Here is a 15,536-nt window from a genome sequence, read left to right on the forward strand (position 1 = left end):
CGCAAGCATCTCACGGAGCGGGCAGCACGACCTTCCAAGTCCGGCCGAAATCGGCGCTCGCCCAGTAGCCGGGGGTGGTGCGCGGCACCGCGTAGAACTCCGCTCCGCCGGGCGATCCCGTCCAGTCGAAGCCGTTCACCGGCGGTGAGTCCGGGATGTCCGGCACGGTCCAGGTCGCCCCTCCGTCGGTCGAGACCTGGAGGGTGTGGCGGGCGTCGTTGCCGGCGCTGGTGCCGCCCCGCGGTCCGCCCACCGAAACCAGCAGGTGCTCGGGGTCGGCCGCCGCCAGACTCAGCTGGCCCATCGGCGGCAGCCGCAGGGTGCCCGACGACCGCTCCACCCAGTCGCTGCCGTCCTTGGCACGCACGAGCACCCGGAAGGCGTTCGCGTCCTCGTCCCGGCGGCACAGCGCCACCAGATCAGAGTTGGTGTCGGCTGTGATGGTGACGGCTTCGAGCGGGTTGCCGCCGCAGACGACCGGCCCACTCATCACCTTCAGGTCTTCACCCACGAGGGTCCACGGCTGCGCGGCAGGGCGACCACCGCGACCGGTCTGCACCACCACCAGTGCGTCCTTCACGACCAGCGAGGCGTCGTCGATCGCGCGCCGCACCGGGGTGGAGTCGATCATCGTGAACGCACTCGGGTTGACCCGATCGGTGAACGAGACGTAGAGCGGTCCCGAGCAGAGGCCCTGCACACAACCGTCCGCGGTCAGCAGGTAGATCTGGCCGGCCCAGATCTCCAGGTCGAGCACGGTCTGGCCCGGGTGGTTGACCTGGGCGAAGCTGGCTCCCCGGTCGGTGGTCAGCCACAGGTCGCCGCCGTAGACATAGCCGACCTGCGAGTCGGCGAAGCGCACCTGGCTCACCGCGCCGTCCGGTTGGACGGTGGGGATGTCGGTGCCGGTCGCGCTGGAGGTGTCGGTGCCGGAGAAGATGTGCACCGCCTGCCACGACGAGCCGTCCGCCCCCGACCGCAGCAGGGTCGGGCAGATGTCCGACCCGCACTCGCTGGAGCCAAGGTTGTAGAGCGTGCCGCTACCGGCGTTGCTGACCGACCAGGTGCGGAACGTCGCCGGCACCCCCTGCGGCAATTGCGCCTCGCCCGCGGCTGCCGCGGACTGCTCGGACGAGCCCCTGCTCCCGGAGGTGTTCGGGCCGAGCGAACGGCCGGCCCGCACGCTGTCGCCGGCGAAGGGTTCCTGGCGCCAGGTCCAGATCCCCGCGGCGGCCAACAGGGCCGCGATGCACACCAGCACCACCCCGACCCAGGCCCGGCCGGGCCGGCGGACGGGGGTCTGCACCTGAGCCTCACCAAAGTCGGGACCGAAGTCGGGACCGAAGTCGCACGGCGCGGTGGCACCGCCGTCGGTCTCCGGGCGCGCACGATCACCCTGCTGCGGAGCACGGGACGTCTGCACGTACAGCATCCTCACATCCGAGCCGGTCCCGCGGCGAGACCGCCGCCGCACGGGCCACATGTCTGCCACCGGGTCTGCCACGGGGTCTGCCGCCCGCGGACGGCGCGTGACTACAGTCACAGACATGCCGAACTCAACTTCCCGCGGTACCTCGACCGAACAGTTCGCCAAGCTCCGCGATGCGCTCCTGGCCGCTCGCGAGGATCCCAGCGCCGCCGCATCCGCCTGGGCCACAACGGAATTCGAGACCTTCAACTGGGCGACCGATTGGTTCGACGAGGTGGCGCGCACCGACCCCGACCGCGCGGCGCTCATCGTGCTGTCGGCGCAGTCGCGCGAGGAGCGCAGCTACCGCGAGATGTCCGAACGCAGCCTCCAGGTGGCCGGGTGGCTGTCGAGCCTCGGGGTGCAGCAGGGCGATCGGGTGCTGCTGATGCTCGGCAACCAGGTGGAGCTGTGGGAGTGCATGCTGGCGTGCATCCGGCTCGGTGCGGTGACGATCCCCGCAACGATGCTGCTGACCGCCGCCGACCTGCGCGACCGGGTCGACCGCGGCGAGGTCAAGCACGTCCTCGCCGCCGACTCGGTGACCGGCGCGTTCGCCTCGGTCGACGGTGATTTCACCCGGATCGCCGTCGGCGAACCGGTGGAGGGCTGGGTGTCGTACGCCGACTCCGCCACGAGCACACAGGCGGCGCCCGAGGTGGTCACCGCTCCCGCCGACCCGATGCTGCTCTACTTCACCTCCGGCACGACCTCCCGTCCGAAGCTGGTGATGCACACCCAGACGTCCTACCCCCTGGGACACCTGTCGACGATGTACTGGATCGGGCTGCAGCCGGGCGACGTGCACCTCAACATCAGTTCCCCGGGCTGGGCCAAGCACGCCTGGAGCAATGTGTTCGCGCCGTGGACCGCCGGGGCGACCGTGCTGGTGGTCAACCAGCCGCGGTTCGACCCGCGCGAGTTGCTGCAGTGGGTGGCGCAGGAGAAGGCGACCACCTTCTGCGCCCCGCCGACCGTCTACCGAATGCTGATCCAGGCCGATCTCGCGTCGTGGAAGGGCCGGTTGTCGCTGCGTGAGATGGTCGGTGCCGGTGAACCGCTCAACCCCGAGGTGATCCAGCAGGTGCGAGCCGCGCTCGACCTCACCATCCGCGACGGGTTCGGTCAGACCGAGACCACCGCGCAGATCGGCAACACCCCCGGTCAGGAACTCAAGCTCGGCTCGATGGGGCGCCCGCTGTCCGGTTACGACGTGGTGCTGGTCGACCCGGCCACCGGCGAGCAGCGTTCTGGCCCGGGCGAGGAGGGCGAGATCTGCCTGCGGCTGTCCGGGCCGCTCGGTCGCCCCGCCGGACTGATGACCGGCTACTACGGCGACGAGGCCAAGACCGCCGAGGCGATGCGCGACGGCGTCTACCACACCGGCGACGTCGCCTCCCGCGACGAGGACGGCTACATCACCTACGTCGGCCGCGCCGACGATGTGTTCAAGGCGTCCGACTACCGCATCTCCCCCTTCGAGCTGGAGTCGGTGCTCATCGAGCACCCGCTGGTCGCCGAAGCCGCCGTCGTGCCGTCGCCCGACCCGACCCGTCTGTCGGTGCCGAAGGCGTACGTCGTGCTGGTGGGCGACCACGAGCCGTCCGCCGACGTGGCCCGCGACATCCTCGCGTTCACCCGCGAGCACCTCGCGCCCTACAAGCGGATCCGGCGGATCGAGTTCTTCGACTGCCCAAGACGATCTCCGGCAAGATCCGCCGGGTGGAGCTGCGGCAGCGGGAGACCGACTCGCACGGCGACGGCGGCGACACCACGTCGCGCGCGTCGACGTTGGAGTTCTGGGAAGCCGACTTCCCCGACCTGCGCCAGAGCTGAGGTGGGGTGACCGTGGAACTCAAGGACGCCGTCCGCAAGCGGCGAATGGTGCGCGACTTCGACCCCGACCGGCCGGTGCCGCGGGAGGTGCTCGACAGCGCCGTGCGGCTCGGGCTACGTGCTCCGAGCGCCGGTTTCAGCCAGGGCTGGGACTTCGTCGTGCTCACCGATCCGGCTGACCGACAAGCGTTCTGGGACGCGACGACCGATGCCGACGAGGAGATGGACCGCTGGTTGGCGAAGGTGAGTTCGGCGCCGGCGCTCATCCTGTGCTGCGGGGACAAGAACACCTACCTGCGCCGGTACGCCCAGCCGGACAAACCCTGGCAGGACATGGACGATGCGCACTGGCCGGTGCCCTACTGGGACGTCGACACCGGCATGGCGGCGCTGATCATGCTCCTGGTCGGTGTCGACGAGGGGCTCGGCGGGTTGTTCTTCGGTGTGCCCGTCGAGCGGTGCGACGAGGTGAAGGCCGAGTTCGGTATTCCGGACGACCGGTCGCTGGTCGGTGTCGTGGCGCTGGGTTACCCGCGTTCGCAGAAGCCGTCGGGCAGCACCCGGTCACGCACCCGCCGTCCGACCGGTGAGGTCGTGCACGACGGACGCTTCGGGCGCGCCTGGGCCACCGACTGAAATGTGTCGAATGTTCTGACAAACATCTTCCGTCGTCGGGGCAACTCGGCAAGGATGCAAGACATGAAGAAGCTCATCAACGACCCGGGCGACGTCGTCGCCGACGCGCTGCGCGGCGTCGAGGCTGCGCACTCCGACCGAGTTCGTGTCGATCACGAGAACAAGATCGTCTACCGCAAGGACGCCCCGCGCCAGGGCAAGGTCGGACTCATTTCCGGCGGCGGATCGGGTCACGAGCCGATGCACAGCGGCTTCGTCGGGCTCGGCATGCTCGACGCCGCCTGCTGCGGAGAGGTGTTCACCTCGCCGGTGCCCGACCAGATGATGGCGGCGACCACGGCGGTCGACGGCGGCGCGGGCGTGCTGCACATCGTGAAGAACTACACCGGCGACGTCATGAACTTCGAGATGGCCGCCGAGATGGCCGAGGCCGACTCCGGGGTGCGGGTCGCCTCGATCGTCACCGACGACGACGTTGCGGTGCAGGACTCCCTCTACACCGCCGGGCGCCGCGGTGTGGGTGTCACGGTGTTGCTGGAGAAGATCGTCGGTGCGGCCGCCGAGGAGGGGCGCGACCTCGACGCGGTGCTCGAGGTTGCCAAGAAGGTCAACGGCAACGGACGCTCGATGGGCATGGCGCTCACGTCGTGCACGGTGCCCGCCGCCGGCAAGCCGACCTTCGAACTCGCCGACGACGAGATCGAGATGGGCATCGGCATCCACGGCGAGCCGGGCCGCCAGAAGAAGCCGCTGGCGCCCGCCCGGGAGATCGCGCAGGAACTCGTCGATCCGATCCTGGCCGACCACGACTTCACGGGTGCGCCCGCGATCGTGATGCTCAACGGCATGGGCGGCACGCCGCTGATCGAGCTCTACCTGATGTTCGGCGAGGTGGTGAAGATCCTTGAGGCCCAAGGACTTTCGGTCGCACGCAGTCTGGTCGGCAACTACATTACCTCGTTGGAGATGGCAGGGTGCTCGCTCACCGTGCTGCGCACCGACGACGACCTGCTGAAGCTGTGGGACGCACCGGTCAACACCCCCGGCCTGCGGTGGGGGTGCTGATCGATGGCAGTGACCCTGGAGACGGCACACGCCTGGCTGGCCGACTACGCCTCGGTGATCCACGACAACGCCGACCTGCTGACCGACCTCGATCGGCAGATCGGCGACGCCGACCACGGCAGCAACATGGACCGCGGCATGAAAGCCGTTGCCGCCCTCGAGGCTGCAGACTTCGACGACGCCGCCGCCTACCTGAAGAAGGCCGGCATGACCTTGGTGTCGACCGTCGGCGGAGCGTCCGGGCCGCTCTACGGCACGTTCCTGCTGCGGTTCGCCGGCGCGGTCGGTGACGGCGGCAAGGACGCACTGGGAGCGGCTCTGCGGGCCGGCCTCGACGGAGTGTTGCAGCGCGGCAAGGCCGAGGTGGGCGACAAGACGATGGTCGACGCGCTCACGCCCGCGGTCGAAGCATTCGAGGCGGCCGGGTCGCTCGACGAGGCGCTGGCCGCGGCGGCCTCGGCGGCAGCATCCGGACGCGACGCGGCCACCCCGCTGGTGGCCCGCAAGGGACGCGCGTCGTACCTTGGCGAACGTTCGAAGGACCACCAGGACCCCGGCGCCACCAGCGTGACGCTGCTGCTGGAGTCGGCCGCCAGAACCCTCGGAGGGGAATCCGCGTGATCGGAATCGTCATCGTCTCGCACAGCCGCGCTCTGGCGGAGGCTGCCGTCGGGCTGACCACCGAACTCTTCGGCGCCGGCCAGGTGCCCACCATCGAGATCGCCGCCGGCACCGCCGACGGCGGCTTCGGCACCGATGCCACCGCGGTCAGCACCGCGATCGAACAGGCCGACTCGGGTGACGGCGTGCTGGTGCTGATGGACCTCGGAAGTTCGGTGATGAGCGCCGAGATGGCGCTGGAGTTCGTCGACCCCGACCTCGCTCAGCGGGTGCGCCTGTGCGGCGGGCCGCTGGTGGAAGGTCTCGTCGTCGCCAGCGTCACCGCGTCGACCGGGGCGTCACTCGACAAGGTCGACTCCGAGGCGCGGCGAGCGCTGGAGGCGAAGGGCGAACATCTCACCAGCTGACGGTTCAGCCGCCGTCGACGAGACCGGCACTGCGCAGGTCGGCGAGGTCGACGACCCCGGCGAGCCCCATCACGTGACGCAGTTCCTCGGTGAGTTCGGCCAGGAGTGCTTCGACGCCCCCTGCACCGTCCGCGGCGAGCGCCCAGACGGCCGGACGGCCGACGAACACCGCCGAGGCTCCCAACCCGAGCGCGGTGAGCACGTCGAACCCGGTGCGCACTCCCCCATCGACGACGACCGGCACCGAACCACCCACAGCCGCAACGATTCCGGGAAGCGCGTGCGCCGGCGAGATCGCGCGGTCGAGCTGGCGTCCGCCGTGCGAACTCACCCAAACGGCGGCCGCACCGGCGTCGACGAACGCGCGTGCGTCGTCGGGCCGGAGCACTCCCTTGACGATCACCGGCAACCCCGAGATCTGCCGCAACCACCCGATGGTGTCGAGGCCGATCGACGGGTCCTGGTCGATGAACGCCCACGGGTCGTCCCGTTGGGCGGCGCTGAGGTGCTCGGCCATGTTCACCAGGGCGAGGTCGTCGGACAGGTCCATCGGCCGACCCGAGCCGGGGATGTTGCGGTGCCCGACGTATGGCGTGTCGACGGTGAGGGCGAGCGCCGTGGCTCCGGCCGCGACCGCCCGGCGCACCATTGCTTCGGTGACCGCACGGTCGAGCGTCACGTAGACCTGGAACCACCAGGGGCCGGCGGCCGCCGCGGCGACGTGCTCGATGCGGGTGGTCGACCGACTCGACAATACGAACGGGGATCCGGCGCGGGCCGCGCCCGCCGCCGTCGCGACCTCGCCCTCGTCATGGGCGAGCCGGTGGAACGCCGTGGGCGCCACCCCGACGGGCGTCGCGAAGTCGCCGAAGAGCTCGAGCCGGGTGTCGATGCGAGACACGTCGCGCAACGCCCGCGGCAGCAATCGGTAGCTCGCCCAGGAGGATTCGGCCGCACCGACCGACACCCCATAGCCGCAACCGCGGCTGACGTACTCCCAGAACGGCGGGTCGAGCTCGGCCTGCGCCGTCCGCCTGAATCCGTCGATCAGCGGGTGCATGGGCGCGTCCATGGCGCCACCCTAGCCCGCGTACGGTGATCGTCATGGTGACTTCATGCTGACTGCCCGGCCGGTGCGTATCGGCGTCCAGATCCAGCCGCAGCACGGCACTTACAAGCAGTTGCGTGACGCCGTCCGCCGGGCGGAGGACCTCGGTGTCGACATCGTCTTCAACTGGGACCACTTCTTCCCGCTCAACGGCGACCCGGACGGCCCGCACTACGAGTGCTGGACCTTGTTGGCGGCCTGGGCAGAGCAGACCAGCCGGGTCGAACTTGGCGCACTGGTCACCTCCAACAGCTACCGCAACCCCAATCTGCTCGCCGACATGGCCCGCACCGTCGACCACATCAGTGGCGGACGGGTGGTGCTCGGCATCGGCTCCGGGTGGTTCGAGCGCGACTACACCGAGTACGGCTACGAGTTCGGCACGGCAGGCGGACGGCTCGATGCCCTGGCCGAGGCGCTGCCGGTCATCGAGGACCGCTTTGCCCGGCTCAACCCGCCGCCGACCCGCAAGGTGCCCACGCTCATCGGTGGCGGCGGGGAGAAGAAGACGCTCAAGCTCGTCGCCCGGCACGCCGACATCTGGCACTCGTTCACCGGGCCCGACGTGCTCGCCCACAAGCTCGACGTGCTGCGCGACCACTGCGAGCGTGAGGGACGGTCCTTCGACGACATCGAGATCTCGGTCGGAGTCGGCGGCAAGGGGCGCGAGGGCCGATCGCCCGACGCGCCGGAGATCGAGGGGGTTCCGTTGTACGACCTGGGTGCCCGGTTGTTCACCATGGGTTTGAACGGCCCCGACTACGACTTCGCGCCGGTCGAACCGTGGCTGCGTTGGCGCGACGAACTGAACGGCTGAGTCAGCGGTTGCGGGAGGAGAGCACGCAGAACTCGTTGCCCTCCGGGTCGGCGAGCACCGTCCAGGTGACCTCCTCTTCGGCGGCGTCGGACTGACCGATCTCCACGTGGGTCGCGCCGCGCTCGAGCAGCGCGGCGATCTCGGCGTCACGGTCCTGGGTGGTGTGCGGCGCGAGGTCGAGGTGCAGCCGGTTCTTGATCGTCTTGCCTTCCGGCACCGGCACGAACACGAGTCCCTGCCCCTCGGTGAGCCAGTCGTCCAAGGTCTCGCGCGGGGCAATGTCGGCGCCCGACGGCACCACGACGACCTCCTCGTCGGTCTCGAAGACGATCACCCAACCGAGGGTCTCGGCCCACCAGCGGGCCAACGAGGAGGGGTCGCGACTGTCGACGACGACGGTGTACCAACGCAGTGCCATGGCCCCCATTCTGGTCCGACCGATCCTATTCTCGGAACCACCTGAGAGATTTCTGTTCTGCGACGTAGCATCGGGCTCATGCCCCGTCGCTCCACCGCTGTGTTCGTGCTGTCCGCGCTCGCCCTCACCGCCTGTCAATCGGCGTCCGACACGGCGCACCCCGTCGCCGGCGATCACACCTCGAGTTCGGAGTCGAACCAGCCGAACTCCGGCGCGAATTCGGACGGCACGGCCGCGCCGTCGTCGACGTCCAGCACGCAAGCCTCTGCGGTGCAGGCAGATTCGACCGACACCGGCTCCGCCGGTGCTGAGGCGGACGCCGGGGTCGCGACCGCTTCGGGTGGCACTTCGGACAGCACGGGCGCCGACGGCGCATCGTCCGCATCGTCCGCCGCGTCGGGTGACCTGCTGCAGGTGGCGGGCATCACCGACGGCGACACCATCAAGGTCTGGGTCAACGGCAAGCGGGAGCCGGTGCGTCTGCTCGGGGTCGACACTCCGGAGAGCAAGAAGCCGAACACCGCGGTCGCCTGCTACGCCAAGGAGGCCACCAGCAAGATGCAGTCGCTGGTGCAGAGCAAGCAGGTGCGTCTGGTCGCCGACCCGACCCAGGCCGACCGCGACCACTACAACCGGCTCGTGCGCTACGTCGTGTTGCCCGACGGCTCCGACGTCTCCCAGCTGATGATCGCCGGCGGCTTCGGCCGCGAGTACACCTACGCCGCGCCCTACGCGAAGCAGGGCGCGTTCCGCGTCGCGCAGTCGCAGGCGCAGGCCGCCAAGCGCGGATTGTGGGGCGCGTGCACCTACGCATCGGCGTTCAACCCGCCGTCCACCAGCAGCACCCCGTCGGCCACGAACCCGCAGCAGTTCGCCCAGCCGTCGACCACCCAGGCCACGCCGAGCACCCGCACCAGCACGCCGGCGCGTCCGTCGACGACGACCCATGACGCCGGGGCGTGCGACATCAAGGGCAACATCAGCAGCAGCGGCGAGAAGATCTACCACGTGCCGGGCCAGCGGCACTACGCGCAGACGCAGATCTCCCCCGGCAAGGGTGAACGCTGGTTCTGCTCCGAGTCTGATGCACAGAACGCCGGCTGGCGCCGTTCGAAGGTCTGATTTCGCCGGTATTCCGCGGGAATCGCGTGTCGGAGCCGTGCTGCAGTGATGCGGTGACAGACACTTGCGGGTGCCTTGTGGCCGCGCGCGCGTCGGCTCGGGGCAGCAGCATTTTCGGCAATACCGAGGAGACTCATGGCCCGCCGTCGCAAGGACGACCAACCGCTCGAACCCGACTTCGTCGAGAACATCGTCGACATCAATGTCGAGGACGAGATGCAGACGGCGTTCCTGGAGTACGCGTACTCGGTCATCTACGCTCGCGCGCTGCCCGACGCCCGCGACGGCCTGAAGCCGGTGCAGCGCCGCATCCTGTTCTCGATGAAGGAGTTGGGCCTGCGGCCCGACCGCAACCACGTGAAGTGCTCCCGCATCGTCGGCGAGGTGATGGGTAAGTACCATCCGCACGGTGACAGCGCGATCTACGACGCCCTCGTCCGGCTGGCCCAGACCTGGACGATGCGCCTGCCGCTGGTCGACGGCCACGGCAACTTCGGATCCCTTGACCAGGGCCCCGCCGCGTCCCGGTACACCGAGGCCCGCCCGGCACCGGCCGCACTGCTGATGACGGCCTCGCTGGACGAGGACACCGTCGACTTCGTGCCCAACTACGACGAGTCCGAGCAGCAGCCGGCGGTGCTGCCGGCGGCGTTCCCGAACCTGCTGGTCAACGGCGCCAGCGGCATCGCGGTCGGTATGGCCACCAACATGGCTCCGCACAACCTGGTCGAGGTCATCGGCGCCGCGCGGCATCTCATCGCCCACCCGGACTGCTCGCTGGACGACCTGATGAAGTTCGTGCCCGGCCCCGACCTGCCGCTCGGTGGCCAGATCGTCGGTCTCGAGGGCATCCGGGATGCCTACCTCACCGGACGCGGCACCTTCCGCACCCGCGCCACCGTGCGGGTCGAGAACGTCACCCCGCGCAAGAAGGGCCTGATCGTCACCGAGCTGCCCTACCTGGTCGGCCCGGAGAAGGTCATCGAGAAGATCAAGGACCTCCACCAGGCCAAGAAGATCCAGGGCATCTCCGACGTCAAGGACCTCTCCGACCGCACCAACGGCCTGCAGTTGGTCATCGAGATCAAGAACGGCTTCAACCCCGACGCGGTGCTGGAGCAGCTGTACAAGCTGACCCCGATGGAGGAGTCGTTCGGCATCAACAATGTCGCGCTCGTCGACGGCCAGCCGCGCACCCTCGGCCTGAAGGAACTGCTGAAGGTCTACGTCGACTTCCGCATCGACGTGGTGCGCCGCCGCACCGAGTTCCGGCTGGCGAAGAAGAAGGACCGCCTGCACCTGGTCGACGGCCTGCTCATCGCGATCCTCGACATCGACGAGGTGATCCAGGTGATCCGCACCTCCGACGACGCGGGCGAGGCACGCGGCCGGTTGATGCAGGTCTTCGATCTCTCCGAGCCGCAGGCCAACTACATCCTCGAACTCCAGCTGCGCCAACTCACCAAGTTCTCCCGCATCGAGCTGGAGAAGGAAGCCGAGGAGCTGCGCAAGGCCATCGAGGAGCTCGAGGCGATCCTGGGCGACGAGAAGGTGCTGCACAAGCTGGTCTCCAACGAGCTCGCCGATGTCGCCAAGACCCACGGCACCCCGCGCCGCACCGTGCTGTTGGAGGCATCGGGTGCGCCGAAGACCGCCGCCACGCCGCTCGAGGTGTCCGACGACCCGTGCTGGGTGCTGCTCTCCTCGACCGGCCTGCTGGCACGCACGACCAACGCGGATCCGTTGTCCGACACCGGATCTCGCAAGAAACACGACGCGATCATCGGGGCCGTGCGCACGACCGTGCGCGGCGAGTTCGGCGTCGTCACGTCGTCGGGCAAGGTGACCCGGTTGTCACCGCTGGAGCTGCCGACGATCGTGCCGACGAACGACGCACCGGCACTGTCGGGCGGCGCCCCGCTCGCAGCCTTCGTCGACCTGCCGGCCGGGGAGAAGGTGCTCGCCCTGATGGATCTCTCCCCCGATGCCCCGCCGCTCGCGATCGGCACGGCGCACGGCGTGGTGAAGCGGGTCAACACCGACTACCCGAACAAGGACTCCTTCGAGATCATCACGCTGAAGGACGGCGACGAAGTCGTCGGGGCGGCCCAACCCTCCTCGTCGACAGCGGAGCTCGCGTTCGTCACCTCGTCCGCGATGCTGCTGCACTTCGCGGCGTCGACGGTGCGGCCGCAGGGTCGTGCCGGCGGCGGCATGGCCGGCGTGAAGCTTGCGGCAGGAGCCAAGGTGGTCTGGTTCGGAGCGGTCGAGGCCACCGACGCGGTGCTGGTGACGGTGGCCGACTCCTCCGGTGCGTTGCCGGGCACGGGCGCCGGTTCGGTGAAGGTCACCGAGTTCGCCGGCTACCCGGGCAAGGGACGCGCCACCGGCGGCGTGCGCTGCCAGCGCTTCCTGCGCGGCGAGGACGAGCTGATCTTCGCCTGGGCGGGCAGCATGCCACGGGCTGCCACCTCGGCCGGTGTTGCGGTCGAACTGCCGGCTGCCGACACCCGGCGTGACGGCAGCGGTGTGCCGCTGACCGGCAACCTCGCGGCGATCGGCGGCTCGATCGGTAATTCGGACGTCGGTTCGGACGTTGGTTCCGACGTTGGTTCGGCCGGTCAGCCGGACGGCGTCGACGACGCCGGCGTCGCCCCGTCCGAGGACGAGTGAAAGCCTGAGGGCATGAGCCAGATCGCGCAGTGTTCCCGGCAGTGGGACGACGCCGAGGTGCCCGCACCGGGTTCGGCGTCGGTTGCCCGGTTCTGGGTTGCCCTGGAACAGAACGGCCCGTGGGGGCACGACGCGATCGCCAGTGCCCACCTTCCGGACGTACTCGGACCGGAGCTCGAGCGGGCGGTCTCGGCCGCGGGCGGGCGGTTGCTGCTGATCCGCCGACCGGGTCGGCACGTCGACACGCACGACCCCGGCGTTCCCCGAAACTGTTACATCGCAGGCGGGTTGGCCGACGAACCGTGGCTGCTCGAGGGCGAGGTCGATGATCCGTTCGACCTGCTGCGGGTCGATTGGCGCGGGCAGATCGAGCAGGGCCCCGACGCGGTGAGCGAGACGCTGCCGCTGCTGGAGGAGACCCGCGACGTCGTGCTGTTGGTGTGCGCCAACAGCAAGCGTGACCAGTGCTGTGCGGTGCGCGGACGGCCGGTTGCTGCTGCGGTGTCCGAGCAGCGGCCGGGACGCGTGTGGGAGTGCTCGCACACCGGCGGCCACCGGTTCGCGCCGACCGCAGTGATGCTGCCGTCGGGGCAGACGTACGCCCGGCTGACCGACGAGACCGCGCTGGCGGCGTACGACGCCGAACGGCGGCGCGAGGTGCCGGCCGCGCTCAACTGCGCCCTCCACAACCGCGGACGCAGCTGCCTCAGCGCGCCCGCGCAGGCCGCCGAGGCGTTCGTGCGCGAGCAGACCGGCCGGCTCGCACTCGACGCGTTCGGCGTCGAGGAGGCGGGCGATGGCGTGTACGTCGTCTCCGACCGCGACGGCAGGTCGTGGCGGCTGCGACTGGCGCGGGTCGACGGACCCGAGCTCAAGGACTCCTGCCTGAAGGTGGCCAAGACGTCGAGCTATTGGCAGGTCACCGACCTGTCGGGCTGACGGGTCGGCTCGATTCTGTTCGGCTCGATGAGGTTGTCGGTGCCGGGTGGTTCAGTGTCTTCATGGCCAAGCAACCAGCAACCGAACTCGATCGCATCGTCGGTCAGCTTCGCGAGCTGTCGTGCGCCCCAACAGATTTCGACAAGGTCACCCAACTCGAGCTGCTCCAGCAGATCGCCAACGCAGCCCACGGCGCGATGGCCCGGGTGAGCGTGGAGTTCGACGACTCGCAGCGCGCCGATCAGGCTCTTCGACAGGTCCCTTCCCGACAGCGCGGGCGCGGCGTCGCCGATCAGATCGCGCTGGCACGCCGCATCTCGCCCTACCAGGCCTCCCGCGACCTCGGCATGGCGCGGGCATTACGAGACGACCTGCCGGGCACCGGTGCACTGCTCTCGGCGGGCCGCATCAGCGAGCGCACCGCGCAAGCGGTTCATCACGAGACCGATCATCTTGCGCGCGCCGACCGCCAGCAGGTCGACTCCGAACTGTCACCGGCGATCACCGACGCAACCACGGCCGGCGCGGCACGAGCCGCCCGCGCCGCAGCGTTCGCGATCGATCCCGACAGCGCGACCAAACGCGCCACGAAGGCGGCCGGTGAGCGCGGCGTCTCGTTCCGGGCGGCCAAGGACGGCATGGCCCGGCTCGGTGGTTACCTGCCCGGTATCCAGGGCGTCGCCGCCCACCGGGCGTTGCGCAAGGACGCCAAGGCGATCATCGCTTTCGGCGACGGCAGCGGACGCACGCTGCAACAGGTGATGGCCGATCTGCTCGTCGAGCGGCTCACCGGCCAGCCGCGTGCTTGCGCCGTGCCCGTCGAGGTGCAACTCGTCATGACGGAGGAGCAACTGTTCGGCGAGACCCCCGACTCCCCCGAGCCTCGCGATCCCGACGGACCGTCCTGGGTCGACGGCTATGGCCCGGTGCCGGCAGCCTTCGCCCGGGCGGCGGTCGCCGGGGTGGCCGACGCGCTCGGCCCGACACCACCGGAGGTCGACCGCGCCCAGGCGTGGCTGCGCCGCGTGTTCACCGACCCATGCAGTGGACAACTGGTCGACGTCGACACCAACCGCCGCCGGTTCGACGGCACCGTCCGCCGGTTCATCCGGCTGCGCGACCAGTTCTGCCGAATCCCGTTCTGCGATGCCCTGATCGAAGATCATGACCACATCGCGCGCCACAGCGACGGTGGCGCCACCAGCATCGACAACGGCATGGGCATCTGCCGCCGGTTCAACCTGGTGAAGGAGATGCCGGGCTGGCACACCGAGGTGATCCACGCAGCGGGCCCGCCGGGCTCGCACCCACACACCGTGGTGATCACCACTGCGACCGGCAAGACCTACCGGTCGACCTCTCCACCCGTGCCCGGCGCGCGCACCAAGCGACCCGACCTCGGGGTCATCGACCTCTACTTCACGACCCGTCTCGCGCAGGCGAGTTGACCTGCAGCGGCAGGTACATCACGTGCAGTCCGACGAGCCCGTGTTCGGGGTGCCGGAAAGATTCGGGCACGGTGCCGATCACGTTGAATCCCAACGATTTCCACAACCGTACGGCGGTCTCGTTCGTCTCGACCACCGCGTTGAACTGAATGCCATGGAAGCCGTTGCGCCGGTGCCACTTCACGACGTAGTCCCCCAACGCCCGACCGACTCCCTTGCCACGGCCCGCCGGCGACACCACGAAGCTCGCCGTGCCGATGTGGTCACCGTTGCCGGGCCGGTTCGGACCCATCTTGGCGCTGCCGAGCACCGCGCCGTGGTCGTCGACCCACACAACCGTCGCACCGGGTGGACGTTCCATCCACATCGCGGCCGCCTCGTCGGACGTCGCGTCGTGTGGGTAGGCGTAGGTTTCGCCGGCCCGCACGATCTCGCGCCAGAACGGCCAGATCTGTGCCCAGTCCGCCTCGGTCGCCGGTCGGATCTCACTCACCCGGCGAAGGTACTCGGACCTCGGCCGACGGCGCACCCCTGCTTCAGTTGATCAGCCAATGGGTGAGCCCGGCGCAACCGCAGGCCCAGAGCACACTGACGAAGGTGCCGATAATGAAGCGTTCGGCGACCGCGGAGTTGTTGCCGTTCTTCAGCTCCGGGTAACGCCCGAGACCCTTGACCGCGAGCACGATCGCGATCGCTTCCGGCCAGCCGATGAGCAGCCCGGAGTAGATCGCGAGCCGCTCCAGTGCCCCGATCCAGGCGCCGCCGCGCAGCGTCGAGGCGGCCGCCTGCACCGAATGCTCGTCGTCGGGCTGCTCGGCATCGTCCGGCTCACCCGACTCGTCCTCGCCGGTGGAATGGTGCTGGGTGAGCTGCTGTCCGCGATCGACGACGCGGAAACAGAGCATGGTGAGCAGCCCGCCGACCACGACGGCGATCACGCCGATGCCGGCGACGATCAGGGCGGAACTCCAGTTCATG

At 69.5% G+C, this 15,536-nt stretch carries 14 protein-coding genes and 1 pseudogene; 10 read left to right on the forward strand and 5 right to left on the reverse strand.

All coding sequences use genetic code 11. From position 1 onward, the window contains the following. Window positions 1-10 precede the first annotated feature (10 nt). Complete coding sequence (locus DFJ65_RS12160) at window positions 11-1,432, reverse strand: beta propeller repeat protein (protein WP_115923239.1); 1,422 nt, start codon at window positions 1,430-1,432, stop codon at window positions 11-13. Window positions 1,433-1,547: 115 nt separating this feature from the next. Between DFJ65_RS12160 and DFJ65_RS12165 the strand changes: the two are divergent. The 5 genes and pseudogenes from DFJ65_RS12165 (at window position 1,548) to dhaM (ending at window position 6,033) form a co-directional block, all read left to right on the forward strand. After that, a pseudogene (locus DFJ65_RS12165) lies at window positions 1,548-3,304 on the forward strand (AMP-binding protein). 6 nt (window positions 3,305-3,310) lie between these two features. Next, window positions 3,311-3,940, forward strand: a complete 630-nt coding sequence (locus DFJ65_RS12170; RefSeq protein WP_342767515.1) for a nitroreductase family protein — start codon at window positions 3,311-3,313, stop codon at window positions 3,938-3,940. 63 nt (window positions 3,941-4,003) lie between these two features. Beyond that, window positions 4,004-5,005, forward strand: a complete 1,002-nt coding sequence (gene dhaK / locus DFJ65_RS12175; RefSeq protein WP_115923240.1) for a dihydroxyacetone kinase subunit DhaK — start codon at window positions 4,004-4,006, stop codon at window positions 5,003-5,005. A gap of 3 nt (window positions 5,006-5,008) precedes the next feature. Continuing rightward, window positions 5,009-5,626: a dihydroxyacetone kinase subunit DhaL gene (gene dhaL / locus DFJ65_RS12180; RefSeq protein WP_115923241.1), complete on the forward strand. Its 618-nt coding sequence runs from the start codon at window positions 5,009-5,011 to the stop codon at window positions 5,624-5,626. Next, a complete protein-coding gene (gene dhaM, locus DFJ65_RS12185) occupies window positions 5,623-6,033 on the forward strand; it encodes a dihydroxyacetone kinase phosphoryl donor subunit DhaM (protein ID WP_115923242.1) in 411 nt (136 codons plus the stop codon). The genes dhaL and dhaM overlap by 4 nt, the downstream gene beginning before the upstream one ends. Window positions 6,034-6,037: 4 nt before the next feature. Here the strand turns inward: dhaM and DFJ65_RS12190 are convergent, their stop codons facing one another. Next, the gene (locus tag DFJ65_RS12190; protein ID WP_211308434.1) at window positions 6,038-7,105 is read right to left on the reverse strand and encodes an alpha-hydroxy acid oxidase; all 1,068 of its coding nucleotides are present in this window, start codon (window positions 7,103-7,105) and stop codon (window positions 6,038-6,040) included. Between the two features lie 43 nt (window positions 7,106-7,148). On the opposite strand from DFJ65_RS12190, the gene DFJ65_RS12195 reads away from it, so the two are divergent. Continuing rightward, the gene (locus tag DFJ65_RS12195) at window positions 7,149-7,958 is read left to right on the forward strand and encodes an LLM class F420-dependent oxidoreductase (RefSeq protein WP_115923243.1); all 810 of its coding nucleotides are present in this window, start codon (window positions 7,149-7,151) and stop codon (window positions 7,956-7,958) included. Between the two features lies 1 nt (window position 7,959). On the opposite strand, the gene DFJ65_RS12200 is transcribed toward DFJ65_RS12195, so the two are convergent. Further along, on the reverse strand, window positions 7,960-8,376 hold the full coding sequence (locus DFJ65_RS12200) for a VOC family protein (RefSeq protein WP_115923244.1): 417 nt from the start codon (window positions 8,374-8,376) through the stop codon (window positions 7,960-7,962). Between the two features lie 78 nt (window positions 8,377-8,454). Between DFJ65_RS12200 and DFJ65_RS12205 the strand changes: the two genes are divergently transcribed. The 4 genes from DFJ65_RS12205 to DFJ65_RS12220 all read left to right on the forward strand — a co-directional run bounded on the left by DFJ65_RS12205 (window position 8,455) and on the right by DFJ65_RS12220 (window position 14,558). After that, a complete protein-coding gene (locus tag DFJ65_RS12205; RefSeq protein ID WP_211308435.1) occupies window positions 8,455-9,498 on the forward strand; it encodes a thermonuclease family protein in 1,044 nt (347 codons plus the stop codon). 135 nt (window positions 9,499-9,633) lie between these two features. Continuing rightward, window positions 9,634-12,171: a DNA gyrase/topoisomerase IV subunit A gene (locus DFJ65_RS12210; protein ID WP_115923245.1), complete on the forward strand. Its 2,538-nt coding sequence runs from the start codon at window positions 9,634-9,636 to the stop codon at window positions 12,169-12,171. Between the two features lie 12 nt (window positions 12,172-12,183). Further along, a complete protein-coding gene (locus tag DFJ65_RS12215; protein WP_115923246.1) occupies window positions 12,184-13,110 on the forward strand; it encodes a ferredoxin family protein in 927 nt (308 codons plus the stop codon). Between the two features lie 62 nt (window positions 13,111-13,172). Continuing rightward, complete coding sequence (locus DFJ65_RS12220) at window positions 13,173-14,558, forward strand: HNH endonuclease (protein ID WP_115923247.1); 1,386 nt, start codon at window positions 13,173-13,175, stop codon at window positions 14,556-14,558. On the opposite strand, the gene DFJ65_RS12225 is transcribed toward DFJ65_RS12220, so the two are convergent. Continuing rightward, window positions 14,530-15,051, reverse strand: coding sequence for a GNAT family N-acetyltransferase (locus DFJ65_RS12225; RefSeq protein ID WP_115923248.1), 522 nt, complete (start codon window positions 15,049-15,051; stop codon window positions 14,530-14,532). The two genes, DFJ65_RS12220 and DFJ65_RS12225, sit on opposite strands and share 29 nt — an antisense overlap. A gap of 43 nt (window positions 15,052-15,094) precedes the next feature. Next, window positions 15,095-15,535 (reverse strand): hypothetical protein, encoded by a 441-nt coding sequence (locus tag DFJ65_RS17835; protein WP_211308436.1) that lies wholly within the window; start codon window positions 15,533-15,535, stop codon window positions 15,095-15,097. Window position 15,536 lies beyond the last annotated feature (1 nt).

The organism is Calidifontibacter indicus, from assembly GCF_003386865.1.
Taxonomy (GTDB): domain Bacteria; phylum Actinomycetota; class Actinomycetes; order Actinomycetales; family Dermatophilaceae; genus Yimella; species Yimella indica.

Excerpts from the sequence above, each read along its gene's own strand:
- DFJ65_RS12160 (WP_115923239.1), bottom strand. The coding sequence starts at position 1,432 with ATGCTGTACGTGCAGACGTCCCGTGCTCCGCAGCAGGGTGATCGTGCG.
- dhaK (WP_115923240.1), top strand. The coding sequence starts at position 4,004 with ATGAAGAAGCTCATCAACGACCCGGGCGACGTCGTCGCCGACGCGCTG.
- dhaL (WP_115923241.1), top strand. The coding sequence starts at position 5,009 with ATGGCAGTGACCCTGGAGACGGCACACGCCTGGCTGGCCGACTACGCC.
- DFJ65_RS12190 (WP_211308434.1), bottom strand. The coding sequence starts at position 7,105 with ATGGACGCGCCCATGCACCCGCTGATCGACGGATTCAGGCGGACGGCG.
- DFJ65_RS12195 (WP_115923243.1), top strand. The coding sequence starts at position 7,149 with ATGCTGACTGCCCGGCCGGTGCGTATCGGCGTCCAGATCCAGCCGCAG.
- DFJ65_RS12200 (WP_115923244.1), bottom strand. The coding sequence starts at position 8,376 with ATGGCACTGCGTTGGTACACCGTCGTCGTCGACAGTCGCGACCCCTCC.
- DFJ65_RS12205 (WP_211308435.1), top strand. The coding sequence starts at position 8,455 with ATGCCCCGTCGCTCCACCGCTGTGTTCGTGCTGTCCGCGCTCGCCCTC.
- DFJ65_RS12210 (WP_115923245.1), top strand. The coding sequence starts at position 9,634 with ATGGCCCGCCGTCGCAAGGACGACCAACCGCTCGAACCCGACTTCGTC.
- DFJ65_RS12215 (WP_115923246.1), top strand. The coding sequence starts at position 12,184 with ATGAGCCAGATCGCGCAGTGTTCCCGGCAGTGGGACGACGCCGAGGTG.
- DFJ65_RS12220 (WP_115923247.1), top strand. The coding sequence starts at position 13,173 with ATGGCCAAGCAACCAGCAACCGAACTCGATCGCATCGTCGGTCAGCTT.
- DFJ65_RS17835 (WP_211308436.1), bottom strand. The coding sequence starts at position 15,535 with ATGAACTGGAGTTCCGCCCTGATCGTCGCCGGCATCGGCGTGATCGCC.